At 72.3% G+C, this 25,077-nt stretch carries 21 protein-coding genes; 8 read left to right on the forward strand and 13 right to left on the reverse strand.

What is annotated here, in order from left to right:
• Positions 1 to 32: 32 nt before the first annotated feature.
• From ABD262_RS19235 to ABD262_RS19245, 3 genes are read right to left on the reverse strand one after another with little or no spacing between them, the layout of a single operon-like run.
• Positions 33 to 404 carry a DUF3817 domain-containing protein gene (locus tag ABD262_RS19235; protein WP_344139791.1) on the reverse strand — a complete coding sequence of 124 codons (372 nt, stop codon included), beginning with the start codon at positions 402 to 404 and terminating at the stop codon, positions 33 to 35.
• Positions 397 to 1,188 carry an SURF1 family protein gene (locus ABD262_RS19240; protein ID WP_344139794.1) on the reverse strand — a complete coding sequence of 264 codons (792 nt, stop codon included), beginning with the start codon at positions 1,186 to 1,188 and terminating at the stop codon, positions 397 to 399. The genes ABD262_RS19235 and ABD262_RS19240 overlap by 8 nt, the downstream gene beginning before the upstream one ends.
• Before the next feature lie 4 nt (positions 1,189 to 1,192).
• Entirely contained in the window at positions 1,193 to 2,446 is a 1,254-nt protein-coding gene (locus ABD262_RS19245) for a YncE family protein (RefSeq protein WP_344140061.1), read from the reverse strand.
• 122 nt (positions 2,447 to 2,568) lie between these two features.
• Between ABD262_RS19245 and ABD262_RS19250 the strand changes: the two genes are divergently transcribed.
• Together ABD262_RS19250 and ABD262_RS19255 are read left to right on the forward strand one after the other, a co-directional pair.
• Entirely contained in the window at positions 2,569 to 4,323 is a 1,755-nt protein-coding gene (locus ABD262_RS19250) for an ABC transporter ATP-binding protein (protein WP_344139797.1), read from the forward strand.
• A gap of 38 nt (positions 4,324 to 4,361) precedes the next feature.
• Positions 4,362 to 6,131 (forward strand): ABC transporter ATP-binding protein, encoded by a 1,770-nt coding sequence (locus ABD262_RS19255; RefSeq protein WP_344140063.1) that lies wholly within the window; start codon positions 4,362 to 4,364, stop codon positions 6,129 to 6,131.
• Positions 6,132 to 6,245: 114 nt separating this feature from the next.
• Here the strand turns inward: ABD262_RS19255 and ABD262_RS19260 are convergent, their stop codons facing one another.
• The 3 genes from ABD262_RS19260 to ABD262_RS19270 all read right to left on the reverse strand — a co-directional run bounded on the left by ABD262_RS19260 (position 6,246) and on the right by ABD262_RS19270 (position 10,851).
• Positions 6,246 to 7,208 carry a hypothetical protein gene (locus tag ABD262_RS19260; RefSeq protein ID WP_344139799.1) on the reverse strand — a complete coding sequence of 321 codons (963 nt, stop codon included), beginning with the start codon at positions 7,206 to 7,208 and terminating at the stop codon, positions 6,246 to 6,248.
• 335 nt (positions 7,209 to 7,543) lie between these two features.
• Positions 7,544 to 9,262: an FAD-dependent oxidoreductase gene (locus ABD262_RS19265; protein WP_344139802.1), complete on the reverse strand. Its 1,719-nt coding sequence runs from the start codon at positions 9,260 to 9,262 to the stop codon at positions 7,544 to 7,546.
• Entirely contained in the window at positions 9,259 to 10,851 is a 1,593-nt protein-coding gene (locus tag ABD262_RS19270) for a succinic semialdehyde dehydrogenase (protein ID WP_344139805.1), read from the reverse strand. Before ABD262_RS19270 ends, ABD262_RS19265 begins: the two co-directional genes overlap by 4 nt.
• 204 nt (positions 10,852 to 11,055) lie before the next feature.
• On the opposite strand from ABD262_RS19270, the gene ABD262_RS19275 reads away from it, so the two are divergent.
• On the forward strand, positions 11,056 to 12,168 hold the full coding sequence (locus ABD262_RS19275; RefSeq protein WP_344139808.1) for a ScyD/ScyE family protein: 1,113 nt from the start codon (positions 11,056 to 11,058) through the stop codon (positions 12,166 to 12,168).
• A 55-nt stretch (positions 12,169 to 12,223) separates the two neighbouring features.
• On the opposite strand, the gene ABD262_RS19280 is transcribed toward ABD262_RS19275, so the two are convergent.
• The gene (locus ABD262_RS19280; protein WP_344139811.1) at positions 12,224 to 13,345 is read right to left on the reverse strand and encodes a GuaB3 family IMP dehydrogenase-related protein; all 1,122 of its coding nucleotides are present in this window, start codon (positions 13,343 to 13,345) and stop codon (positions 12,224 to 12,226) included.
• 381 nt (positions 13,346 to 13,726) lie between these two features.
• Positions 13,727 to 15,328, reverse strand: a complete 1,602-nt coding sequence (gene guaB, locus ABD262_RS19285) for an IMP dehydrogenase (RefSeq protein ID WP_344139814.1) — start codon at positions 15,326 to 15,328, stop codon at positions 13,727 to 13,729.
• A 233-nt stretch (positions 15,329 to 15,561) separates the two neighbouring features.
• Here guaB and ABD262_RS19290 point away from each other — a divergent pair, with 233 nt between their 5' ends.
• Positions 15,562 to 15,855, forward strand: a complete 294-nt coding sequence (locus ABD262_RS19290) for a WhiB family transcriptional regulator (protein WP_344139817.1) — start codon at positions 15,562 to 15,564, stop codon at positions 15,853 to 15,855.
• Between the two features lie 54 nt (positions 15,856 to 15,909).
• Positions 15,910 to 16,143 (forward strand): RNA-binding S4 domain-containing protein, encoded by a 234-nt coding sequence (locus tag ABD262_RS19295; RefSeq protein ID WP_344139820.1) that lies wholly within the window; start codon positions 15,910 to 15,912, stop codon positions 16,141 to 16,143.
• A gap of 99 nt (positions 16,144 to 16,242) precedes the next feature.
• Here the strand turns inward: ABD262_RS19295 and ABD262_RS19300 are convergent, their stop codons facing one another.
• The 3 genes from ABD262_RS19300 to groES form a co-directional block, all read right to left on the reverse strand.
• Positions 16,243 to 17,730, reverse strand: a complete 1,488-nt coding sequence (locus ABD262_RS19300; protein ID WP_344139823.1) for a hypothetical protein — start codon at positions 17,728 to 17,730, stop codon at positions 16,243 to 16,245.
• 134 nt (positions 17,731 to 17,864) lie between these two features.
• Positions 17,865 to 19,484 (reverse strand): chaperonin GroEL, encoded by a 1,620-nt coding sequence (gene groL / locus ABD262_RS19305; RefSeq protein ID WP_344139826.1) that lies wholly within the window; start codon positions 19,482 to 19,484, stop codon positions 17,865 to 17,867.
• Positions 19,485 to 19,599: 115 nt separating this feature from the next.
• Positions 19,600 to 19,893, reverse strand: a complete 294-nt coding sequence (groES, locus tag ABD262_RS19310; protein ID WP_056882342.1) for a co-chaperone GroES — start codon at positions 19,891 to 19,893, stop codon at positions 19,600 to 19,602.
• 259 nt (positions 19,894 to 20,152) lie between these two features.
• On the opposite strand from groES, the gene ABD262_RS19315 reads away from it, so the two are divergent.
• The 3 genes from ABD262_RS19315 (at position 20,153) to ABD262_RS19325 (ending at position 23,126) form a co-directional block, all read left to right on the forward strand.
• On the forward strand, positions 20,153 to 20,977 hold the full coding sequence (locus ABD262_RS19315) for a GNAT family N-acetyltransferase (protein WP_344139830.1): 825 nt from the start codon (positions 20,153 to 20,155) through the stop codon (positions 20,975 to 20,977).
• Positions 20,978 to 21,059: 82 nt separating this feature from the next.
• Positions 21,060 to 22,292 carry a class I SAM-dependent methyltransferase gene (locus tag ABD262_RS19320; RefSeq protein WP_344139833.1) on the forward strand — a complete coding sequence of 411 codons (1,233 nt, stop codon included), beginning with the start codon at positions 21,060 to 21,062 and terminating at the stop codon, positions 22,290 to 22,292.
• 126 nt (positions 22,293 to 22,418) lie between these two features.
• Positions 22,419 to 23,126 carry a VldE C-terminal domain-containing protein gene (locus tag ABD262_RS19325; RefSeq protein WP_344139837.1) on the forward strand — a complete coding sequence of 236 codons (708 nt, stop codon included), beginning with the start codon at positions 22,419 to 22,421 and terminating at the stop codon, positions 23,124 to 23,126.
• A gap of 109 nt (positions 23,127 to 23,235) precedes the next feature.
• On the opposite strand, the gene ABD262_RS19330 is transcribed toward ABD262_RS19325, so the two are convergent.
• The gene (locus ABD262_RS19330) at positions 23,236 to 24,072 is read right to left on the reverse strand and encodes a PfkB family carbohydrate kinase (protein WP_344139840.1); all 837 of its coding nucleotides are present in this window, start codon (positions 24,070 to 24,072) and stop codon (positions 23,236 to 23,238) included.
• A complete protein-coding gene (locus tag ABD262_RS19335) occupies positions 24,072 to 25,052 on the reverse strand; it encodes a nucleoside hydrolase (protein ID WP_344139843.1) in 981 nt (326 codons plus the stop codon). The genes ABD262_RS19330 and ABD262_RS19335 overlap by 1 nt, the downstream gene beginning before the upstream one ends.
• Positions 25,053 to 25,077: the final 25 nt, after the last annotated feature.

A 25,077-nucleotide genomic window follows, 5' to 3' on the forward strand; every position in this document is an offset into this window, starting at 1 on the left:
TCGGCGGCTGCGGGGTCGCTCACGCGCACAGGCTACCGGCGTGCCACAGCCAGCCGCGCCTCGGTCTCACTGGCGACCTTGCGCTCGGCCCAGAACGACAGGAACGGCACGACGCCGGCCAGCATGACCAGCACCATCTTGCCGAGCGGCCAGCCCACCTTGAACCCGAGGTTGGCGGTGGCGACCAGGTAGACGATGTAGATGAACCCGTGCGGCTGGGGCCACCAGTCGAGCACGTGGTTGTCGAAGCCGTAGCGCAGCACCATCTCCGCCACGAGGATCAACAGCCCCACCCCGACGACGAACGCCATCACCTTGAAGAAGCCGAGCGCCTTGCGGGCGGCGTCGACGTCCTTGATCCTGCTCGCGTCCGCCGGCTGGCTCGTGCTGACTGGCTCACTCACGCTCTGGGTCTCCTTCGTCTGCTCCGGCCTGCTCGTGGGCCAGTGACTCCTGCGCATCCTCTCGCACCATCCTGAACCACATGAACGCGGCAAAGCCGCCGAAGATCCACCACTGCACCGCGTATGCCGCGTTGCGCCACTTCAGCCCGCCCGTCACCTCCGGCGGGGGGACCCGCCGCACGCCTTCGGGAGCGGGGATGCCGACTCCCGCGGCGGTCTTCTCCCCCTGCGCGAAGACGAACGCGTTGTAGAGCTCGCCCGGCCACTCGTTGACCAGCACGGAGAAGTCGATCGACCCGAGCGCCTCCCTCGGCCAGCCGGGCAGCCCGGTGGGCGCGGCCGCGGGGGACTCCCCCGGCGCGAGCGTGCCGTCGACCGACACCACGCCGGCGGGCGGGTCGACCGGCGTCGTGGGGTCGGTCACGAAGCCGCGGACGACCGCGAGCCGGGCACCGGTCTCGGTGACGTCGAGGGGGGTCACGACCCAGTAGCCCGTGCGGCCGTCGAGGCGGCGCGGGCCGACGAGGAACTGGTCCGACGCGGCATACGTGCCGATCGCGGTGACGGCGCGGTTGGACTGGGGGTTCGGGAACGCCTCGTGCGGTCGGATGACGGTGTCGAGCAGCGCCGGGCGCGCCTCGTGCGCCTTGCGCAGGGCGTCGGCGAGCCCCTTGTCCTGCGCGACGTGCAGCTGCCACAGCCCGAGCTGGGCGCAGGCGGCCATGATCGCGAGCAGGAGGGCGAACAGGCCCAGCCAGCGAGGCTTCAGGGCGGTTCGCAGCACCGGGTCAGGCTACGGGAAGCCTCGAGTCGTCGAAGACGAGGATGCTGCCGCCGTAGCAGGCGACCCACACCATCTTCCGGGTCGGCTCGTAGGTGATGCCGATCGGGTGGTAGTCGGTCTTGACCTCGTCGACGACCTCGAGGTCGGAGGTGCGCAGCTTGGTGACCGTCGAGGACTCGTAGTTCACCGAGTAGACGGCCGCGCCGTCGGGCGAGATCGCCAGCGACCGCGGCTGCTCACCGGTGCGGACCCACTCGAGGACCTGGCCGGTGCGTCGGTCGACCTTGCTGACGGTGCCGTCACCGTTGTTGGTGACGTAGAGGAACTTCCCGTCGGGGCTCTCGACGATGTGTCGGGGGCCGTCGCCCGTCTGCGCGAACGGGTGCACCGACCGCGCCGCCAGGTCGACCCGGACGACCCGGTCCGAACCCATCAAGGCGATGTAGGCGCTGCGGCTGTCGGGCGAGACCGCGATGCCGCGTGGGTACTTGCCGCCCAACGGGATCCGCGCCACCTCCTTGCCGGTCGAGGCACTGATGACGGACAGGTCCCACGAGCACCAGTTGGTGACCAGCACGGTCTTGCCGTCGGGCGTCACGGCGACGTACTTGGGCACCGACCCAACGGCCACGACCTTGTCGATCGCGAACGACTTCGTGTCGATGCGGTAGACGGTGCTGGGCGAGGTGCCGTCTCCCCTGGTGCAGGTGTCGAGCCCCTCGGAGCCGTAGCCCTGGCCGTACATCGAGTAGTTGGAGACCCACGCGTAGCGGCCGCCGGGGGTGAAGGCCATCTCGACGGGCGACCCCTTGGAGGTGCCGGGGTGACCCTTCACGCCGAACTTCGCGAGGTCGACGGAGTCGTCGATGGACTTCAGGCGAGCGCCGTCGGGACGGAAGACCGTGACCGTGTGCTTGTACATCATGTTCTGGGCGAAGACGAGGCCCTGCTTCGAGGCCACCACCGACTTCGGCGTGAGGTCGCCGGTCAGCCGCAGGACCCGCACCATGGCGGTCTTCGCCGAGGGCCCGGGAGCGCCCTGGGCCTCGACCGGGTGGAGCGTCGGCACCGGGATCGCAGGCTCGGCCGCCGCCGGTCTGGTGGCGGCCGGCTTGGCGGCCGTGGCCTCCGCCGTGCCACCGGAGAGGAAGCCGACGAGCCGGACGACGCCGAGGACGCTCAGGCCGAGGAAGGCCACGACGACGAGCAGCGCGACGCGCCTGCGGCGCACGTAGACGGCTTCCTTGCGCACCATCATCGCCACTCACCCCTTCCGTCGGTCACGGTATGCCGCGTGCGAGCGAGCACCCCGAAGGCTCACCGGGCGGGCCGAAATTCGGTGTCGGGGGGTCGTCGCCGCGGCATACGGTGGGGATCCTGATGCAGACGATCCCGTTCCCCGACCCCGGCCGACCCGACACCCGCAGCACCACGCGGTTCATGCTCTGGGTCGGTCGGCAGCAGTGGCGCACCCAGGTGCTCGGGATGCTCGCGGGGATGGCCTGGATGCTCGCCATCGCGCTGGTGCCGGCGGCGGTCGGCAAGGGTGTCGACGACGGCATCGTCCCCGGCGACCTCGGTGGCCTGGTCCGCTGGGCCCTGGTGCTGATCGGCCTCGGCGCGATCTGCGCGGCGACGGCCGCCATCCGGCACTACTTCGCCGTCTACAACTGGCTCTTCGCCTCCTACCGTGGCGCGCAGCTCACCGCCCAGGGGGCCGAGCGTGCCGGGCCGGCGCTGACGCGCTCCATGCCCTCCGGCGAGGTGGTCGCCGTCTTCGCCAACGACGTGATGCGGCTCGGCGGTCTCTACGACGTGATGGGCCGGTTCTCCGGCGCGGTCGTCAGCTACGCCGTCGTCGGGGCGATCCTGCTCGCCGCCTCGCCCGCACTCGGGTGGCTCGTGCTGCTCGGTGGCCCGGTCATGCTGGCCAGCCTGAGCCTCATCGTGCGCCCGCTCCAGCGTCGTCAGGCGAGGCAGCGCGAGGAGGCCGGACGCCTGACCACCCTCGGCGCCGACACCGTCGCGGGGCTGCGCGTGCTGCGTGGCATCGGCGGGGAGCAGACCTTCCTGCGACGCTACGAACAGCAGTCGGCCAGGGTCCGCGAGCGCGGGTTCCAGGTCGCCGGCATCCAGGCGGCGCTCGACTCCGCCGAGGTCCTCATCCCCGGCATCTTCGTGGTCCTCGTGACCTGGCTCGGCGCCCGCGAGGCGGTGACCGGCGACATCACCGCGGGTCAGCTCGTGGCGTTCTACGGCTACACGGCATTCCTCACCATGCCGCTGCAGACCGCGATCGAGGTCGTCGACCGGGGCATCCGCGCGCAGATCGCGGCGGGCAAGATGCTGCGGGTCATGGCGGTCCAGCCCGACCACGATGCGGCGAAGCCGAGCACCGTCGCACTGCCGGCCGCCGACGCCGACCTCGTCGACCCGTTGTCCGGCACGGTCATCCGCGGCGGACGGCTGACGGCCATCGTGTCCGCGCGGCCGGAGGAGTCGTCGGCCGTGGCCGACCGGCTCGGCCGACACGGACCCGGTCCCCACCAGACGACCTGGGGTGGCGTGCGGCTCGACGACCTGTCGATCGGCGACGTGCGCCGGCACGTGGTGGTCAGCGAGCCCGACCCCCGACTCTTCACCGGGGTGCTGCGCGACCAGCTGCGTGGCGGTCCCGGCCGACGACCGGCAGCCGCCGGCGTCGGGAGCGACCACGGCAGCGACCACGAGGTGCTGGCGGCCCTCACGACCGCGAGCGCCCTCGACGTCCTCGACGCCGTGGCCGACGGTCTCGACGGCACCGTCGAGGAGCGCGGACGGTCCTACTCGGGAGGCCAGCGCCAGCGCCTCGCCCTCTCGCGCGCCCTGCTCACCGAGGCGCCGGTCCTCGTGCTGGTCGAGCCGACCAGCGCCGTGGACGCCCACACCGAGGCGCGCATCGCGGGCCGGCTCGCCGAGCACCGCCGCGGCCGCACGACGGTCATCACGACCGTCAGCCCGCTGCTGCTCGGCCAGGCCGACGAGGTTGTGGTGCTCGAGGACGGGCTCGCCACGCTCACCGGCACGCACCGCGAGCTGCTGGACCACCCGACCTACCGACACATCGTGATCCGCGGAGAGGAGGACGACCAGTGATCACCGACCACGCCCGACGCACCCTGCCCATTGCCGACATGGCCGGGGTCTGGCAGCACACCCGCGGGCTCGTGCGCGAGCACCGCGGTCTCGTCGTCCGCGTGCTGGGGCTGCACGCCCTCGCCGCGCTCGCAGCCCTGGCCGCGCCGTGGCTGGTCGGCCGGCTCGTCGACGTCGTCAGCGGCCACCGTGGAGACACCGGCACCGTCGACAAGATCGCCATCGGTCTGGCCGTGGCCGTCGTCGCGCAGACGGTGCTGACCTGGGCCGCCCGGCGCTGGTCGTTCATCCTCGGGGAGACCGTCTTCGCCGAGCTGCGCGAGCAGTTCGTCGGGCGCGCGGTCAACCTGCCGTTGTCGACGGTCGAGCGGGCCGGCACGGGCGACCTCGTGGCCCGCACCACCAACGACGTCGAGGCGCTGTCCCACGTCGTGCGATTCGGCATCCCGTCGCTGTTCGTCGCGTCGATGACGGTGCTGATGACGACGGTCGCGGCGCTGTTCACCTCGCCGCTGGCGACCTTGCCGATCCTGCTCGGGCTGCCCTTCTACTGGTTCTCGACGAGGCGCTACCTGCGCCACGCGTCCGACGGCTACCTCTGGGAGCGCGCGACCTACGCCCAGCTCAACGGCGTCGTCGCCGAGACCGTCGACGGCGCCCGCACGATCGACGCCCTCTCGCTCGGCGGCGCCCGGCGAGCGCGGTTCCACGAGGCGCTGCGCGAGTGCTTCCAGGCCGAGCGCTACACGCTCAACCTGCGGCTGCACTGGTTCCCGGCAGTGGTCTTCGGCTACTACGTGCCGACCGCCGGTGCGGTGCTGTGGGGCGGCTGGCTGGCGATCAACGGCCACATCAGCGCCGGCGCGGCAACCGCCGTCACCCTCTACATCCACCAGATGACCAACCCGCTCGACGAAGTGCTCGGCTGGCTCGACGAGATCCAGGTCGGCGCCACCTCCCTGGCCCGCGTCATCGGGGTGGGCGACGTGCCGCCCGACCGCGTCGCCACCGGGGAGGAGCCCGAAGGCTCCGACCTCGCGGTCGACGACGTCCGCTACGCCTACCGGCCCGGGCACGACGTCCTGCGTGGCGTCTCGCTCGACCTGCGACCCGGCGAACGGCTCGCGATCGTGGGCCCGTCGGGCGCGGGCAAGTCCACCCTGGGCCGCCTGATGGCCGGCATCGACGGGCCTCGCGAGGGCAGCGTCGAGGTCGGGGGCGTGCCGCTGGTCGACCTCACCCTCGGCCAGCTGCGCGGCGAGGTGGCCCTGGTCACCCAGGAGCACCACGTCTTCGTGGGCACGCTCGCCGACAACCTGCTCCTCGCCAGGCCGGGCGCCACCCGCGACGAGCTCGACGACTCGCTGCGGGCCGTCGACGCCCACGAGTGGGTGGCCGGGCTCCCCGACGGCCTCGACACCCAGGTCGGCAGCGGTGGCCACACCCTGAGCGAGGCGCAGTCGCAGCAGGTCGCCCTCGCCCGCCTTGTGCTCGCCGACCCGCACACGCTGGTGCTCGACGAGGCCACCTCGCTGCTCGACCCCCGTGCCGCTCGCCACCTCGAGCGCTCGCTCGCCGCCGTGGTCGAGGGTCGCACCGTGGTCGCGATCGCCCACCGCCTGCACACCGCGCACGACGCCGACCGGGTGGCCGTGGTCGAGGACGGTGTGGTCAGTGAGATCGGCACGCACGACGAGCTGGTGGCCGCCGACGGCCCGTATGCCGCGTTGTGGGCCTCGTGGCGCGACCAGCCCGGGGCGGCCTCGGGTGTGACCGGCGGGTCGGCCGGCCACAGCACCTCCGACTGACCCGGCGAGGACGGGTCGAGAGTGCGCGACACGCTGACGAGAGGGCGGTCGCCCCAGCGCGTCGTGCACTCTCGACCTGCTGAACCGCAGCACCAGGCGCGGGCCAGCGCCGGGTCACCGGAGGTCGAGCTGCGACGGGTCGAGGCCGAGCGCGTCGGCGAAGCGCCGGAGGCAGGTCACGCGCCGCGCGGGACGGTAGACGTCCTCGGCATAGATCTCGAGGAGTCGCCAGCCCTCGTCCTGGGCCAGGCCCTGCCGGCTGGCGTCGTGGCTCCGTCGACGGATGGACGCGTGGTCACTGCCCTGGTACTCCCCGATCACGCGTTGGGCCTCCCACACGAGGTCACCTTCGAGCAGCCACCCCCCACCCCGGTGGAAGATGGCGCGGTTGACGGCTGGCTCCGGGAAGCCGGCACGCCCGAACATCAGCCGGGCCCTCGTCTCCATCGGTGACCGGACGGGGGCCCGCACGAGGTCGAGCGCCTCGGTCAGCACCACCTTGCCGCGGGGGCGGCATCGCCTGGCCAGGGCCGACGCCAGGTCGTCACGTCCCCGGTCCGCCGGCGCAGTCGAGGACCCCGCGTCTGGACGGCCGGCGAGCCGGGTCGCCACCTGGTCGCCGATCACGACCAGGTCCTCGACCCCGACCCCGCCGCCGAGCAGCTCGCCGAGGTCCACCCAGGTGTCGGCGAGCCCCGTGACCCGCAGCCCCCGAACCACCGTCGTGGCCCGGACCTGCAACCCGCGGTGGCCCCGGCACCCGCGCCGCCGGATCTGGGATCGCTCCGAGGAGCGCATCACGTCGAGGTCCGTCGCGGCGTCGAGGTGGCTCGGGAGGTCGAGGCCCCACAGCTGACATGCCGTCACGTGGCTGAACACCACGTCGTCGGGGAGGCCGACCGCGAACGCCCGCGCCCGCAGCTCAGGCGTGCGAGGCGGCTCAGCCATCCGCACGGCCCGGGTCGGGCTGTGGAGGGCAGGGTCGCGCACCCGCCACCGCGGCATACCGGAGTCACGCGCTTGCGCGACCGAGAAGGGGCCGTTGGCCAGCTCCGGCGGCAACCACGGCACTCCCATCGCTGACACTGTGCAGCACTCCCGGGCACCGCCGACCGCCCATCCACAGGGCTGCCGCCGGGACACCGGTCGAGAGTGCGCCACACGCTGACGGGCGGGCGGTCGCCCCAGCGTGTCGTGCACTCTCGAAGGCCCCGCGCAGCAGGTCGCAGAAATGTCCCCCGGCCGCCGTAACCCCTGCTCACCAGCCTCGTTGTCTGGGTGGTGTGGCTGGAGACCCACCCCCCGGCTCGTCTCCAGCCACACCGCTTCAGGCGGTGGTCGGCGCAGCGCAGGGGCGTGCGTCGCCCACCGCCTCTGGCTGTCCCCACCAGGTGGCAGGAAGTCGCCCGCCGTCAGACCTTGGCGCTCTCGTGGGTGTAGCGCGTGACGGCGGGATGGGCCGCCCTGACGGCCTCGAGCCGGCGGTAGGCCTCGCCCTGCGCGGGGCGCGGGTCGGGCTCTCCCTTGTTGGGCCACAGCGACATGGCCCGCTCGGCCTGCGCCGTGATGGTGAGCGACGGGTTGACACCCAGGTTGGCCGAGACGGCCGAGCCGTCGACGACGTGCAGGTCGGGGTAGCCCCAGACCCGCTGGTAGGGGTCGAGGACGCCGCGCTCGCGGTTCGAGCCGATCGTCACCCCACCGAGGAAGTGGGCGGTCAGGGGGATGTTGGCGACCTCGCTGACGCTGCTGCCGGGGAACGCCCTGAGCCCGGTCGCCTCGCTCAGCCGCGCGGCCAGCGCCTTCATCGCCTCCTGGCCCGCCGGGATGTAGGTCGGGTTCGGCTCGCCGTGCCCCTGGCGGGAGGTGAGCCCCCTCCCGCCGAACAGTCCGCTCGTGCCGTTGACGTGCAGCGAGTTGTCGCGCGACTGCATGATCAGCCCGATGACGGTGCGCTCGCTCCAGCGGTACTGCGATAGCGAGCGGAGGAAGACGACCGGGTGCCGCGCCGCCTCGACGAGGAACTGGGCCGGGCGGGGCAGCTCACCGCCGGGCACCAGGATGGTCGCGAGCAGCCCCATGGCGTTGGAGCCCTGGCCGTACCGGCAGTTCTCCACGTGGGTGTCTGCATCCGGGTGGAACGACGACGTGATGGCGACTCCGTGCGACAGGTCCAGGCCGGGCTTGACCTTCTCGAGCATCGCGCCGTTGACGGCCTCGGAGTTGGTCCGCGTGAGGTGGCCCAGCCGGGCCGACAGCCGCGGCAGCACGCCGGTCTGGCGCATGGCGTGCAGGAGCTTCTGGGTGCCCCACGTCCCCGCCGCGAACACCACCTGGTCGGCAGTGACGGTATGCCGCGCCTTGCGGAACCACGCGCCGCTCGCCTCGTGCGTCACGGCATACCCACCGCCGCGTCGAGGGGCGACACGCACGACGGTGCGCATCGGCTCGATGGTGACGCCGAGCTTCTCCGCCAGGGCGAGGTAGTTCTTCACGAGGGTGTTCTTGGCGCCCACGCGGCAGCCCACCATGCAGTTGCCGCACTCGGTGCAGCCCGTGCGGTCGGGGCCGGCGCCGCCGAAGTAGGGGTCCGGCACGCGCTTGCCGGGCATGCCGTAGAACACGCCGGTGGGAGTCTTCCGGAAGGTGTCACCCACCCCGAGGTCCTCGGCCGTCCGTCGCATGACGTCCTCGACGACGCCCTCGCACGGGTTGGTGACGACGCCCAGCATCGTCGAGGCGAGGTCGTAGTGGGGCGCCAGCTCGGCCTGCCAGTCGGTGATGTCTGCCCACTGCGCGTCGGCGAAGAACGGTGCCGGGGGGACGTAGAGGGTGTTGGCGTAGTTGAGCGAGCCGCCGCCCACCCCCGCCCCGGCGAGGATCATCACGTCGGGCAGGCGGTGGACCCGTTGCACGCCAAAGCATTTCAGCCTGGGGGCCCAGAGATAGCTGCGCAGGTCCCACGACGTCTTGGCGAAGTCCTCGTCGCGGAACCGGCGTCCGGACTCGACCACGTGCACGCGGTAGCCCTTCTCGGCCAGCCGTAGCGCCGTCACCGAGCCGCCGAACCCCGACCCGATGACCAGGACGTCGTAGTCGGTGCCCGAGCCGCCCGGACCCGCACCCGTCACGCGCGCCCCACGGACTTGAGCACGCGCAGCGCTGCCGTCATCAGGCGGGTGTAGGTCTCCTCGCTCATCCCCGCGACGGGGGCGATGGGCAGGAGGAGCTGTGCGGTGACGTTCTGCGACTCGGTGTACTTGAGGATGCCCTCGCTGCCGTGCCGCCGACCGACACCGGACTGCTTCATGCCACCCATGGGCGCTGCGACGCTCCCCCACGCGGCGGCATACCCCTCGTTGATGTTGACCGTGCCGGCCTTGATGGCGGTCGCGATGCGTCGACCCCGGGCGACGTCACGGGTGTACACCGCGGCGTTGAGGCCGTAGTCGGTGTCGTTGGCGAAGCGGATCGCCTCCTCGTCGCTGTGCACGCGGTAGATCGCCACCACCGGGCCGAAGGTCTCCTCGTCGCGCAGCGTCATCGCGGCGGTCACGCCGTCCAGGACGGTCGGTTCGTAGAAGTACGGGCCGACGTCGGGCCGCGCGCGACCACCCGTGAGCACGCGGGCGCCCTTGTCGCGGGCGTCCTCGACGTGGGCCGAGACGCGCTCGAGCTGCTGGGCGGAGACGAGCGACCCCATGTCGGTGCCGTAGGCGAGCTCCGCCCCGAGGCTCATCTCCTCGACCGCCGCCACGAACCGGCGGGTGAACTCGTCGGCCACGGCGCCGTGCACCAGCAGCCGTTCGATCGAGATGCACAGCTGGCCCGCTGAGGAGAAGCAGGCCCGCACCGCACCCTCGACCGCCTTGTCGAGGTCGGCGTCCTCGGCGACGTACATCGAGTTCTTGCCACCCAGCTCGAGCGAGTAGCCCACCAGGCGCCCGGCGACCGAGGTGGCGACGCGGCGCCCGGTGTCGGTCGAGCCGGTGTAGCAGACGTAGTCCGCGAGGTCGACGACCGCCTGACCCACCGTGGGCCCGTCGCCGAGGACGACCTGCAGCACCGACTCGGGGAGCCCGGCCTCGGTGAGCAGCTGCACTGCCCGCAGGGCGGTCAGCGAGGCCTGGAGGTCCGGACGGAGCACGACGGCGTTGCCGGCCATCAGGGCGGGGATGGCGTCGGTGATCGCGAGCGACAGCGGGTAGTTCCAGGGGCTGACGATGCCGACCACCCCGTGCGGGTGGTGGTGCACCGTGCTCTGGGTCAGCACCGGGAACAGCCCGGCGCGACGGCGCGGACGCAGGTATGCCGCGGCGGAGCGGGCGTAGTGCCGCGCCACGATGGCCACGTCCGCGACCTCCTCGAAGGCCTGGCGGCGGGTCTTGCCCGACTCGAGCTGCACGATGTCGAGCAGCTCGACCTGTCGCTCGAGGACGAGGTCGTGGTAGCGCAGGAAGATCCGCTCACGCAGCTCCATCGGCGTGCGTGCCCACTCCCGCTGGGCGGCGCGCGCGGCATCGACCGCCACGGCGACGTCCTCGCGGGTCGACATCGGCAGCGAGCCGAGGGGCGCACCGGTCAGCGGCGTGTGGCTCACGTGGTGCCCGGCCCTGGGCGCAGCCACCACCCGCCGAGCCAGCCGTCGGACCAGTGCCGGGTCCACGGCATACGTGGCGGTGGGGTCGGTCTCGGGGTCGGCGACGACGTCGTGGGCCATGCCTCGCAGCCTAGGTCCGGGGCCGCCTTCTTACCAGTAGTAAGTTAGCCCGTCCCGCGGTGGCCGCACGAGACGTGCGTCACCCTTTCCGCCCCGCTGGGTGGTCCAGGACTAGGACCTCTGCGGGAGTCCCGCCTCCTTCGTGGGGAGCAGTCTGGACGTTTGCAGGGGTCCAGAACGCTTTCAGAAGGGAAGGGACTACTGATGCGATTCGTCTCGACACATCGGCGCCTGTTGGCCCTCGTGGCTGCAGGGGGCACCACGCTCGCGCTCGCGGCGGCGGCTCCTGCCGATGCCCACCAGACCACACCCCAGGTCGTCGCCAAGGGCCTCGACAGTCCACGCCACCTCGCCGTCTCGGACGGCCGGGTCTACGTCGTGGAGGCCGGCCGGGGCGGGACCGGCCCCTGCGCTCCCCACCCAGAGCTGCCCGGGACCTTCTGCTTCGGGTTCACCGGGGCAGTCACGCGGGTCAACCCCTGGGGCCCCGACAAGCGGGTCATCACCGGCCTGGCCTCGATCTCCAGCGGCGAGGACGCCCTCGGGCCGTCGGACATCGTCTTCAGGGGGAACACCTGGGTGCTGAGCAGTGGGCTCGGCGCGGATCCGGCCTACCGCAACAAGTTCGGAGCGGGCGGACCACTGCTCGCTACGCTGCTGACCGGGCGGCTCGGACACCGGGGCTTCCGGGTCTTCGCGGACGTCGGGGCCAACGAGGCGCTCAACAACCCCGATGGCACCGACCACGACAGCAACCCCACGGGGATCCTGCGGGTCGGCGACAGCTGGTACGTCGCGGACGCCGGCGGCAACGCGATCGTGAAGGTCAGCCCGTGGGGCACGTTCAGCACCGTGGCTGCGCTTCCGCCAGCGCTGACGACGAAGCCCTCCCCCGCCGGACCGCCGGCCGGCTTCCCCGCTGACGCCGTGCCGACCGAGGTGGTCAAAGGACCGGACGGGGCGCTCTACGTCAGCCAGCTCACCGGCTTCCCGTTCGAGCAGGGCCTGTCGAGCATCTGGCGGATCGCCCCCGGCGGCCAGCCGCAGAAGTGGGCGACCGGGCTGACCAACGTGACCGACATCGCCTTCGGCCCCGGCGGCCACCTGTATGCCGTGCAGATTGCCGACAAGGGCCTCGCCGACCCGGGCGGCCCGATCGGGAGCCTGGTCAGGGTCACGCCGCACGGAAGCAGCCACACCACCATTGCTGGCGGCCTCTTCGCGCCGTACGGCGTCGCCTTCATGGACGGCTCCGCCTACGTGAGCACCTGCTCGGTGTGCACCGGCGGTGGAGAGGTCCTGCGGGTCAGGCTCTGAGCAGCCAGCGGTCTTCCCCCGAGGGCCTCGGCTCTCGGGGGAAGGCCACGCGGGGTCAGCTGCGCTGGTAGGGAGCCACGACGACCTCGACCCGCTGGAACTCCTTGAGGTCGGAGTAGCCGGTCGTGGCCATGGCGCGGCGCAGCGCACCGATCAGGTTGCTCTTGCCGTCTGCGGTGCGGCCGGGCCCGAACAGGATCTGCTCCAGGGGCGCGAGCGCCCCGACCTCGACCCGCTCGCCTCGCGGCAGCTCGGGGTGGTGCGCCTCCGAGCCCCAGTGCAGCCCCCGGCCGGGCGCGTCGGTGGCCCGGGCGAGCGCGGCGCCGAGCATCACGGCGTCGGCGCCACAGGCCACGGCCTTGACGATGTCGCCGCTGTCACCCATGCCACCGTCGGCGATGACGTGGACGTAGCGGCCACCGGACTCGTCGAGGTAGTCGCGACGGGCAGCGGCGACGTCGGCGATCGCGCTGGCCATCGGGGCGTGGATGCCCAGGGTGCGACGCGTCGTGTGGGCCGCTCCCCCACCGAACCCGACCAGCACGCCTGCGGCACCGGTGCGCATGAGGTGCAGGGCGGCCGTGTAGGACGCGGCCCCACCGACGATGACCGGCACGTCGAGCTCGTAGATGAAGCGCTTGAGGTTGAGCGGCTCGGCCCGGCCGGAGACGTGCTCGGCGCTGACGGTCGTGCCGCGGATGACGAACAGGTCGACCCCGGCGTCGACGACCGTCTTCCAGAACTGGTTGGTGCGCTGCGGGCTGAGCGCGCCGGCCGCGGTGACCCCTGCCTCACGCACCTGGCGCAGCCGCTCGGTGATCAGCTCGGGCTGGATCTCGGCGGCGTAGATCTCCTGCATCCGCGCGGTGGCGAGGGCCGGGTCGAGCGTGGCGATCTCGGCCAGCAGCGGCGTCGGGTCCTCGTAGCGGGTCCAGAGCCCTTCGAGGTCGAGCACCGGCAGCCCACCCAGTCGCCCGAGGGCGATCGCCGACTCCGGCGACATCACGGAGTCCATCGGTGCCGCGATGACGGGGATGTCGAAGTGGTAGGCGTCGATCTGCCACCCCACCGACACGTCCTCGGGGTCGCGGGTGCGGCGTGAGGGCACCACGGCGATGTCGTCGAAGGAGTACGCGCGGCGGCCGCGCTTGCCTCGGCCGATCTCGATCTCAGTCACCGCGCAAGGCTATCGGGCGCGACCGGTGCTCCACGCCCGAGCCTGCGACGACGAGCGAGAGGGGGAGGGCGAGACGGGGCGACGTCCCGTCGCCGGGTGAGGGGGGCGACCGGCGACGGGACGTCTTTGAATCGTCGCGACCGACCGTGGCCCGTCAGCGACGACGTTGAGTGCACCCCTGCTGGGACGTGAAAACGTCCGTGTCGCAACCCTAGGTTGCCCGCTCGCGGGGCGACTCACCCAGATTGCGTATGCCGTTCTGGACGTCGTGCAGACACCGTCGCCACGGCGCGCTTCGGCCGGACCACGCGGCATACCGACCGCTGGGGACCGGCGCCTTCAGGCGTCGGCCCAGGCGTCACCCGGGCGTCAGCCCTGGCGTCAGCGACCGCTGTAGTTGGGTGCCTCGACGGTCATCTGGATGTCGTGCGGGTGGCTCTCCTTGAGCCCCGCGGAGGTAATCCGCACGAACTTCCCGCGGGCCTTGAGCTCGGGGATCGTGGGCGCTCCGACGTAGAACATCGACTGCGCCAGCCCGCCGACGAGCTGGTGCACGACGTTGCCGAGCGGGCCGCGGTAGGCGACCTGGCCCTCGATGCCCTCGGGCACGATCTTGTCGTCGCTGGCGACGTCGGCCTGGAAGTAGCGGTCCTTGGAGAACGACTTCTTGCCCCGGGAGGCCATCGCCCCGAGCGAGCCCATGCCGCGGTAGGACTTGAACTGCTTGCCGTTGACGAAGATCAGCTCGCCCGGCGACTCCTCGCAGCCCGCGAGCAGCGAGCCCAGCATCACGGTGTCGGCCCCGGCGACCAGGGCCTTGGCGATGTCGCCGGAGTACTGGAGACCGCCGTCGCCGATGACGGGGACACCGGCCGAGCGGCAGGCGAGCGAGGCGTCGTAGATGGCGGTCACCTGGGGCACGCCCACACCGGCGACGACCCGGGTGGTGCAGATCGAGCCGGGTCCGACGCCGACCTTGACGGCGTCGACGCCGGCGTCGACGAGGGCCTGCGCGCCCGCGCGGGTGGCGACGTTGCCGCCGATCACCTGGACGTGGCGGGTGGCCGGGTCGGTCTTGAGGCGGCGGACCATGTCGAGCATCAGTCGGGCGTGCCCGTTCGCGGTGTCGGCGACGAGGACGTCGACCCCGGCCTCGACCAGGGTGGTCGCCCGCTCCCACGCATCACCGAAGAAGCCGATGGCGGCACCGACGAGCAGCCGGCCGTGGTCGTCCTTGCTGGCGTGGGGGAACTGCTCCGACTTGACGAAGTCCTTGACGGTGATGAGCCCGGCGAGACGTCCCTCGTCGTCGACCAGCGGCAGGCGCTCGCGCTTGTGCTGGCGCAGCAACGCGGTGGCGTCCTCGCGGGAGATGCCGACGCGACCGCTCACGAGCGGCATCGGGGTCATCACGTCGCGCACCAGGGTGGTGGCCCACTCGGCGACCGGCGTGAAGCGCAGGTCGCGGTTGGTGATCATGCCGAGCAGGTGGTCACCCTCGTCGACGACCGGCAGCCCGGACACGCGGTACTCGCCACAGCGCCGGTCGAGGTCCTCGAGCGTCGCGTCGGGCCCGATCGTCACGGGGTTGCTGATCATGCCCGTCTGGGTGCGCTTCACGAGGTCGACCTGGTAGGCCTGGTCCTCGATCGACAGGTTGCGGTGGAGGATGCCGATGCCGCCCTGCCGCGCCATCGCGATGGCCATCCGCGACTCGGTCACGGTGTCCATCGCCGCCGAGACCAGCGGGATGCGGATCGAGAGCTCACGGGTGAGCCGGGCGGTCGTGTCGACGTCGGAGGGGATCACGTCGGTCTCGCCCGGGAGCAGGAGGACGTCGTCGTAGGTCAGGCCGAGCTTGCCGAACGGGTCGTGCTCCTCGGACTCGGGAGCGGGGACCGCGGCAGCGGCGGGATCGGCGGCAGGGGAAGGAGCGGACTCCTCCAGGCGGTGACGGTCGTCGAGGTCCACACCAAGGCTCATTGCCCAATCGTAACGGGCCGCCAGCACCAGCCACGACGGCCCTCCGGGGCCGGCTCGTGGCCGGTCACGAGCAGTCACGCGGCCCGGTTCGCCAGTCCCGTCCAGAATCTGGGATGGCCGGGCCGGGTGTGAACGGCCTTGAACAACTCCTTACGTTACGGGCCTGTTTCCGCAGGTCACGCGACGGTAGCGTCCGAGACGTGCGGCATCGTGCCGCGGGAGAAGAGGACGACATGGCTGAGTTGTCACGGCTTCCTGGACCCATTGCCGACCTGTGGGACTGGCAGCTCGACGGGTCCTGTCGGCAGATCAACCCAGAGGTCTTCTTCCACCCCGAAGGCGAGCGTGGCCCGGCCCGCCGCTCCCGCGACTCCCAGGCCAAGGAAGTCTGTCTCGCCTGCCCGGTGCTCACGCAGTGTCGCGAGCACGCGCTCCGGGTCCGCGAGCCCTACGGAGTGTGGGGCGCGATGACCGAGGACGAGCGCGAGGCGCACTACGCCGGCCACGCGGTCCCCGCCGCCAGCTGACCGCTGCCCGCTGCGGGCGGACCCCCGGCTGGTGACACACCTAGACTCGGCGGCGTGAGCAGCCCTGTCGAGCCTGTCCAGGTCCCCATCCGCGACGAGTCCATCCGGCTCGGCCAGCTCCTCAAGCTCGCCGGCGTGGTCGATGACGGCGCGATGGCCCGCTCGGTGATCGAGCTCGGCGAGGTGACCGTCGACGGAGCCGTCGAGGTGCGACGCGGCGCGCAGGTGCGCCCCGGTCAGGTCGTGACGTATGCCGGCCAGTCACTGCACGTCGTCACCGGCGGCTGAGCTCCGCCGCCAGCTCCGCTGACGCCTCCACCGCCACCTCCACCCCCACCTCCGCCGACGCCTCCACCGCCAGCGCCACCGACACCTCCACCCGCCCGGTCACTCGGCGACGAGCAGGGCCCGGAGCATGTCCCTGGTCTGGGCGCTGACCGCCCAGTTGTCGCGCGACTGCCAGTCCACGGAGAACACGTCCGCGCAGTTGCTGCTCAGCTCGAGCGTCCGCCCGTTGCGCAGCCGCGCCTCGACGACGAACAGCGACGACCCGGTGGTGCAGGTGCTCCCTGCCCGCGTCGCCGATCCGCTCCTGGCGAGGTCGGCATTGAGCTGGGCGAGCTGCGGGTCGCCGAGCACGTTGGCACGCACCGGCCGGAACCGAGGGACCGCGGTCGGCACGGCCCGCGGGTGCAGGCAGGCGGTGGCGGCCTCGAGCACCGCGCCGCGGGGCAGGCTGGGCGGGGCCACCCCCGGCGGCGCGAGCGACTTCCCGAGCACGGAGGGGCAGCCGAGGAACCCACCCTCCGTGGCGTCGGACGCCGGGTCGGTCAGCGCCCCCTGCTCGGCCAGGGCGGTGTAGTAGCTCGCGAGCGCGGGCCAGCCGTTGCAGGCCAGGCCCTCGTTCGCATAGGTGTGCACCGCGCCGTCGACCCCGAGGAGCACCATCCGGAAGGCCGGCCCGGTCGGCAGGGGCGGGCACTCGGTGCCCCTCGTGCGAGGTGCCAGGTCGAGGGCGTCCACGGCCAGCGGCACGCTCACCGGCGCATCCGGCGGCAGGAAGCCCGACCACACCGAGCCGTCGTCGGTCTGCGCGCACACCAGCACGGCCGACACGCTGCGGCTCAGGGGCTCGGTGGTGACCGGCGGCGGGGTCGGCGGCGCGAGCGAGTCACGGCAGGTCACGGCGGACGGCTGCGGGGTGGGTAGGGGGGTCACGCCGTCGGGGCCACGGCCGGCGAGGAGGCTGCCGACCGTGACGGCGGCCACCAGGGCCACTCCCCCGAGCGCCCAGCCGCGCACTCCCCGCCAGCGCGCGGCATACGGTCTCGGCTGCTCGAGGAGGCCGGCCACGGAGGGGTCCTGGGGTGGCAGCGCGTCGAGCACCACCCTGAGCCGGCCCTCGTCGAACCCCAGCCGGCCGCAGACCGTGTCGAGCGCGCGCACCCGATGCCGTCGCGCCGCGGCGACGTCGTCGTCGAGCGCCGCCGCGACCTGGCCGTCAGAGAGGCCATCGAAGGTCCACAGGACCAGGGCCACGCGCTCGCGCGGACCCAGCTCGGCCAGGGCGCCCAGCACCTCGGCGCGGGACGGCGGGTCGGCCACGGTGGCCGGCTGCTCCACGCGGCGGACCCGGGTGTGCCGCCGCCGCAGGTAGGTCTCCACGAGCGCCCGCCGCAGCCCCGCGTCGTACGAGCCCGCACCGACCTGCGACAGGTGGCGCCACTGCGGCCAGCTGCGGGAGAGCGTGGTGCGGACGAGCTCCTCGGCTGCGCGGTCGTCCCCCACCAGCAGCCAGGCCGTTCGCAGCAGGTCGCCACCCCGAGCGACGACGTACTCGTCGAAGCTGGGGGGTTCGGCGAACCGGTCCGCCATGGCCACCTTCGTCCTTCGCCACCTGCCCTTCCCGAATCGTATGCCGCGCAGTCGGTGCAGGACATGGCGGCGGCATGACATGGCGAAGGCCCGCCCCCAGTGGGGACGGGCCTTCGACGAGGTATGCCGTGGGGTCAGTGACCGTGGCCGTGACCGTGACCGCCACCGGCGGACTCGGACTCCTCTTCCTTCTTCTCCACCACGAGCGTGTCGGTGGTGAGCACCATCGCCGCGATCGAGGCGGCGTTGACCAGCGCGGAGCGGGTGACCTTGACCGGGTCGATGACGCCGGCCTTGATGAGGTCGCCATACTCGCCGGTCGCGGCGTTGAGGCCGTTGCCCACCGTGAGCTCGCGCACCTTGGAGACTGCGACGTAGCCCTCCATGCCGGCGTTCTCGGCGATCCAGCGCAGCGGCTCGGCCGCGGCCTTCTTGACGATCAGCGAACCGGTCGCCTCGTCGCCCTCGAGCACGAGGTCGTCGATGGCGCTGGAGGCGTGGACGAGGGCCGAGCCGCCACCGGCGACGATGCCCTCCTCGATGGCCGCGCGGGTCGCCGAGATGGCGTCCTCGATGCGGTGCTTCTTCTCCTTGAGCTCCACCTCGGTGTGGGCACCCACCTTGATGACGCAGACGCCACCGGCGAGCTTGGCGAGGCGCTCCTGGAGCTTCTCGCGGTCCCAGTCGGAGTCGGTGCGCTCGATCTCGGCCTTGATCTGGTTGACCCGGCCGGTGACGTCGTCGGAGTCGCCGGCGCCGTCGATGATGGTGGTGGTGTCCTTGGTGACGACGACGCGACGGGCCTGGCCCAGCACGTCGAGGTCAGCCTGATCGAGCTTGAGGCCGACCTCCTCGGAGATGACCTGGCCACCGGTGAGGGTCGCCATGTCCTGGAGCATCGCCTTGCGACGGTCGCCGAAGCCCGGGGCCTTGACCGCGACCACGTTGAAAGTGCCGCGGATCTTGTTGACCACCAGGGTCGACAGCGCCTCGCCGTCGATGTCCTCGGCGATGATCAGCAGGGGCTTGCCGGTCTTGACGACCTTCTCCAGCACCGGCAGGACGTCGGCGATGGCCGAGATCTTGCCCTGGTTGATGAGGATGTAGGCGTCCTCGACCACGGCCTCCATGCGCTCGGCGTCGGAGACGAAGTAGGGCGAGATGTAGCCCTTGTCGAACTGCATGCCCTCGGTGAACTCGAGCTCGGTCGTCGCGGTCGAGGACTCCTCGACGGTGATGACGCCGTCCTTGCCGACCTTGTCGAAGGCCTCGGCGATGGTCGAGCCGATGGTCTCGTCCTGGGCGGAGAGCGACGCGACCTGGGCGATCTCGTCCTTGCCCTCGATCTCGCGGGCGTTCTCGAGCAGCCGGGCGCTGACGGCCTGGACAGCGGCGTCGATGCCGCGCTTGAGGCTGGCCGGGGCGGCACCCGCGGCAACGTTGCGCAGGCCCTCCTTGACCATGGCCTGGGCGAGCACGGTCGCGGTGGTGGTGCCGTCACCCGCGACGTCGTTCGTCTTGGTGGCGACCTCCTTCGCGAGCTGGGCGCCGAGGTTCTCGTAGGGGTCCTCGAGCTCGATCTCCCGCGCGATGGTCACACCGTCGTTGGTGATCGTGGGGGCGCCCCACTTCTTGTCGATGACGACGTTGCGGCCCTTGGGGCCGAGCGTCACCTTGACCGCGTTCGCGAGCGCGTCAACGCCGCGCTCCAGCGACTTGCGGGCGGAGTCGTTGAACTCCAGCGTCTTAGCCATGAAAGTCCTTCTCTAGCAATCGGGTGCAGTGCAGTGAGATGAGGCCGTGAACGCGACGTGCCCCATGTGCCGGATAGCCGGCACACAGGGCACGTCACTCACGAGGTGCGGATGCTCAGCCGACGATGGCGAGGACGTCGCGGGCGGAGAGGATGAGGTACTCCTCGCCGCCGTGCTTGATCTCGGTGCCGCCGTACTTGCTGTAGATCACGCGGTCGCCGACGGTGACGTCGAGCGGGACGCGGTTGCCGTTGTCGTCGATGCGGCCCGGGCCGATCGCGAGGACCTCGCCCTCCTGGGGCTTCTCCTTCGCGGTGTCCGGGATGACGAGGCCAGACGCGGTGGTCTGCTCGGCCTCGACGGACTTGACGACGATGCGGTCTTCGAGCGGCTTGATGGAAACCGACACGGTGAGGACCTCCCCTTCGGGAATGTCGAAGTTGGACAGTGGTGGTGGTGCGGGGTGCTGCCGATCCGGTCGCCGTCGCGGGGGTCGACCGGCTGGCTGCGTTAGCACTCGGCGAACCGGAGTGCCAACGCAAATCTAGGCTCGCGGTTAGCACTCGGTCAACTCGAGTGCCAGAACTGGACGCCGAGTTCGCCGAGGGCGGACTCCACGACCCATATCCGGTGGCGCGGAAGACCCCGGAGCGGGCAGGGTCTGGCCCATGACGACCTCCCCGAGCGACCCCGCCGTGCTGCTCCGCGCCTACGACGAGCAGCTCCGGCAGGAGGCCGAGGTGCCGTCGGCCATCACGGTGGACCGGCTGGGCCCCCTGGTGCTCGCCACCTACCTCGGGGGCCGGGGGTTCATCACGTACCGGACCCTCGACGTCGACGGCACCCCCGCGAGCGAGGAGTCGGTCCGGCAGCTCGTCGAGCAGGCGCTGGCCCACTACGAGGCGATGCCCGAGATCGACCGGGTGGAGTGGAAGACCCGCGGCCACGACCACGCCCCCGGGCTGCACGACGCGCTGGTCTCCCACGGGTTCGTGCCCGACGAGCCGGAGTCGATCATGATCGGCGAGGCCCGGCTGCTCGCGGTCGACGTCGAGCTCCCCGAGGGCGTCGCGGTGCGCCGGGTGACCGACGAGGACGAGGTCCGCGCCATGACGGCCATGCAGGGCGAGGTCTTCGGCGACGAGCCGGCCGAGCTCCAGGGCATGGTCGAGCAGCTCCTGCACCGGCTGCGGACGCGCGACGACATGGAGATGTGGGTGGCCGAGCACGACGGCCGCATCGTCAGCGCCGGCCGGCTCGAACCGGTCGAGGGCACCGAGTTCGCCGGGATCTGGGGCGGCTCGACGTTGCCCGACTACCGGGGCAAGGGCATCTACCGCGCCCTGACGGCAGCCCGGGCACGGTCGGCGATGGGCCACGGCAAGCGCTACATCAACAGCGACTCGACCGAGTTCTCGCGGCCCATCCTCGAGCGGTCCGGCTTCGTCAAGGTCTCGACGACCACGCCCTACGAGTGGCGCCGCACCGGCTGAGCCACACTCCGCAGGCTCAGCCCCCGATCAGGGGGGCGCCGACCCGCGACCTCGGCACGCGGCATACGCAACAATGCGCGACATGGACCTGGCCCTCTTGCGACGGCTGACCACCGGCGAGGGCTGGGGGTTGCTGCAGTCGCTCCCGCCGTACGACGAGTCGTCGGCCCTCGCGCTCCAGCAGCGACTGCGCGACGCGGGCTTCGACCCCGACCTCGTGGCGGCCGCTCTCAACCAGGCCAGGCTGCGGGGCCGCGCCGTCGAGAAGTTCGGCGAGTTCGCCCGCGGCATGGTGCTGACCTCCGACGGGCTCGAGCAGGCCACCCGGCTGGGCGTCGCCGCGCAGCACGCGCAGCGCTTCCGCGCCGCCGGCATCCACACCGTGCACGACCTCGGCTGCGGCATCGGGGCGGATGCGATGGCGATGGCCGGGCTCGACCTGCGGGTCCGGGCCATCGACGCCGACGAGCTGACCGCCGGCATCGCGGCGGTCAACCTGCGGCACTGGCCCGACTCCACTGCGCAGCAGGGTGTCGTGGAGGAGTTCACCGCCCCGGCCGGCGAGGGGGCTCGGGGGGTCGGTGCCTGGCTCGACCCGGCGCGACGCACCCCCGGCGTCGCCGACGTCACCGGTCGCACCCGCCGGATCTTCAACCTCGCCGAGATCTCCCCCAGCTGGGCGACCGTGCAGGAGGTCGCCCGCGCCCTCCCCGCCACCGGCGCCAAGCTCAGCCCGGCCTTCCCCCACGCCGCCCTGCCGCCCGGGGCCGAGGCGCAGTGGACCTCGTGGGAGGGCGACGTCGTCGAGTGCGCCGTCTGGTGGGGACCCCTGGTCCGGACCGCCGGACGCTCCGCCGCCGTGCTGCGCGCGGCGGGTCCCGCGGTCGTGGTCACCGAGGCCGACACCGAGGGCGACCCCCCACCGCTGCAGAACCTCGCCGACCTCGGCGGCTGGCTCTACGAACCCGACAAGGCCGTGCTCCGGGCCGGCCTGGTCGGCGCCCTGACCGCCGCGACCGACGGTGCCGAGCTCGACGCCGGGGTCGGCTACGTCGGGTCGAGCCGGTCCGTGGACGTCCCCTACGCCAAGCGGTATGCCGTGGTCGAGGCGATGCCCTTCAACGTCAAGGCGCTGCGTGGCTGGCTGCGCGACCACGGGGTCGACCGGCTGACCATCAAGAAGCGTGGGGTCAGCGTGGACGCCGACCTGCTGCGACGGCAGCTGCGGCTGCCGGCGAAGGGGCACCAGGAAGCGACGGTCGTCCTGACCAGGGTGCGCAGCAACCAGGTCGCGCTGATCGTCCGTCCGGCCTGAGGCGGCCTCCTCGCGCGGCGCACAGTCGGGCGAATCGCAGGCAAACGGGGGCAAGTCAGGGCAAGCGATGCCCGAAATCGCCGGGAGTTGGCCCTGCGCCGTTACCATCTCGTATCCTCGGCGGCGATGTCCTCCCCTCACTCCGACGGTTACGGCCGCCACCGCGGCACCAGTCCCCGACCCACGACCCTGCTGTCCCGGGTGTGGCGACGCCCGAGCCACCGCTCGGCCGTCAAGGGCCTGGGCCTGGCTGCGTCGGCCCTCGGAGTCGCCACCGCCTTCGCCGCCCCCGCGCCGGGAGCGTCGTTCGAGCTGACCGCCGCCGAGGTGCACCACCCGCCCGTGGTCGCCCGCGCCGAGGCTGTGTCGGCGCCCGCCCGGGTCGCCGACTACGGGGTCATCGGGTTCACCGCGAAGGCCGCCCCCAAGCCGAAGGTCAAGGCTGCCCAGGCTGCCAAGAGCACCCGGACGGCGACCGGCATCTCCCGCAACACCTCGCGCGTCGGCCTGGCCAACGTCGGCGGCATGACCCCGAACGCCATCGCCGTGATCAACGCGGTCAAGGCGCAGTTCCCCGGCTCCGGGCCGTTCGGTGGCTACCGCCCCGGCGACCCGCTCGACCACGGCACCGGCCACGCCGTCGACATCATGTGCGGCACGGCCGAGGGCAACGAGATCGCGAGCTTCCTGCAGGCCCACGCCGGCGAGCTCAACATCAAGTACCTCATCTGGCGCCAGCGCATCTGGTACCCCGGCGGCAGCTGGCAGGGCATGGCGGACCGCGGCAGCCCGACCGCGAACCACATGGACCACGTGCACGTCTCGGTCTTCTAGACCGCCGCCTCCCCGGTCGGCTTCCGGCCCTCTACCTCCCCGGTCGGCTTCCAGCCCTCCACCTCCCCGGTGGGCTTCCAGCCCTCCACCTCTCGGGTCAGCGGGGTCGCTAGAGCTCGGGGTCGCGCTGGGCGCCCCGGTGCCGGACCGCGTCCGCGCCGGCCTGGCTCGCCGCCGCGACCGCCGCGGCCCGGTCCGCTCCGCGGGCCAGGGCCGCAGCCAGCGCACCGCAGAACGCGTCGCCCGCGCCCGTCGTGTCGACCACGTCAGCAGCGTCGACCGGTATGCCGTCGTGCCGCTCCCCGTCCCAGCTGCATCCCGCGGCGCCGAAGGTCACCAGCAGCGAGGTGGGCTGGGCGTCGCTGTCCGCGAGCTGGAGCGCCTCGTGCTCGTTGACCACGAGCGGGTCGGCGAGCGCCGCCACGTCGTGCGGCAGGGCGGCATACGGTGCGGCGTTGACGACCACCCGCGCGCCTGCGCCGTGCGCCAGGCGGGCGGCCGCGGCGACGGTGCGCACCGGCACCTCGAGCTGCAGGAGGAGGACGTCTCCGGCGCCGAGGCCGGACAGCGCGTCGGCGAGGACGTCGGGAGCGACCTGCCCGTTGGCGCCGGGGATGACGACGATGGCGTTCTCGCCCTCGTCGTCCACCGTGATCCAGGCCTGACCGGTCGACGCGGTCGAGGTGGTGCGGACGGCCGAGACGTCGATCCCGCGGTCGCGCAGGCGCTCGACGTAGGCGCGTCCGCCCTCGTCGTCGCCGACCGCGGCCACCATGGCGACGTCGGCGCCGGCGGCCGCTGCGGCGACGGCCTGGTTGCCACCCTTGCCGCCCGCGAACCGCTCGAGCGCGCCGTCGGCGAGGATCGTCTCGCCCGGGCCCGGGTGACGTTCGACGGCGGCGACGAGGTCGACGTTGAGCGAGCCCAGCACCACGACCCGGCCCATCAGCGCATCCCCCCGCCGACCGTGTCGAGCCACAGCGTCGCGTAGCGCTGGGCGTCGACGTCGAGGCAGACCTCGATGGTCGACCGCGCCTGCCCGTGGGGGTCGTGGTCGAGCCCGGCGGACCAGTCGCGGCGGTCGACGATCGTGCGCCCCCGCGACCACGTGCCAGCGAGCTCGACCCGCACCGGAAGGCGCTCACGACGGACCCCGGCCGGCTCCAGCACGGCACAGACCGCGCCGGCATCGCCGATGGTGGCGTCGTCGGTGCCGAACCGCTCGCACTGGAACGCGATGAGCTGGCCGGCGAGGTCGGCCGCGTCGCGCCCCCCTGGCGCCGACAAGGTCCGTGCGGTCTCCCGCCCAACGCGTGGGGCGTAGAAGACGTCCAAGCCGTACATCGTCACCGAGATGTCGAGGTCGGCACAGGCATCAAGGACCACGGCTGCCGCCTCGGGGTCGTGGAACACGTTGAACTCGGCGGACGCCGTGGCGTTGCCGGCCTCGACCGCTCCACCCATGAACACGATCTCGCGAATTCCCTTGGCAACACTGGGATAGGTGCGCAGGAGGAGGGCGATGTTGGTGAGCGGCGCGAGCGGGATGAGCGTGACCCGGCGGGCCTGGTCACCCTCCGCCGCATCGAGGAGCACGTCTCGGAGGAGCTCGACTGCATGGCGCGGGTCGGGCCGGCGCTGCGACTTCGGCCAGTCGAGGTCGCCCATGCCGTCCTGCCCGTGCACGTGCCGGGCGTCGACCGGGTCCTCGAGGAGCGGTCGCTCGGCACCGCGGGCGACGGGCACGTCGGGGCGGTCAGCCGCGTCCAGGACGGTCAGGGTGTTGGCGACCACGGCGTCGACCGCGGCGTTGCCACCGACACAGGTCACGGCGCGCAGGTCGAGGGCCGGGTGCAACGCGGCCAGGAGCAGCGCGCACGCGTCGTCGACGCCGGTGTCGACGTCGAGGACGACGGGGATGGCCATGCCGCGATCCTGCCAGAGCGGGCGG

It is taken from the genome of Pedococcus bigeumensis, assembly GCF_039531795.1.
GTDB lineage: Bacteria > Actinomycetota > Actinomycetes > Actinomycetales > Dermatophilaceae > Pedococcus > Pedococcus bigeumensis.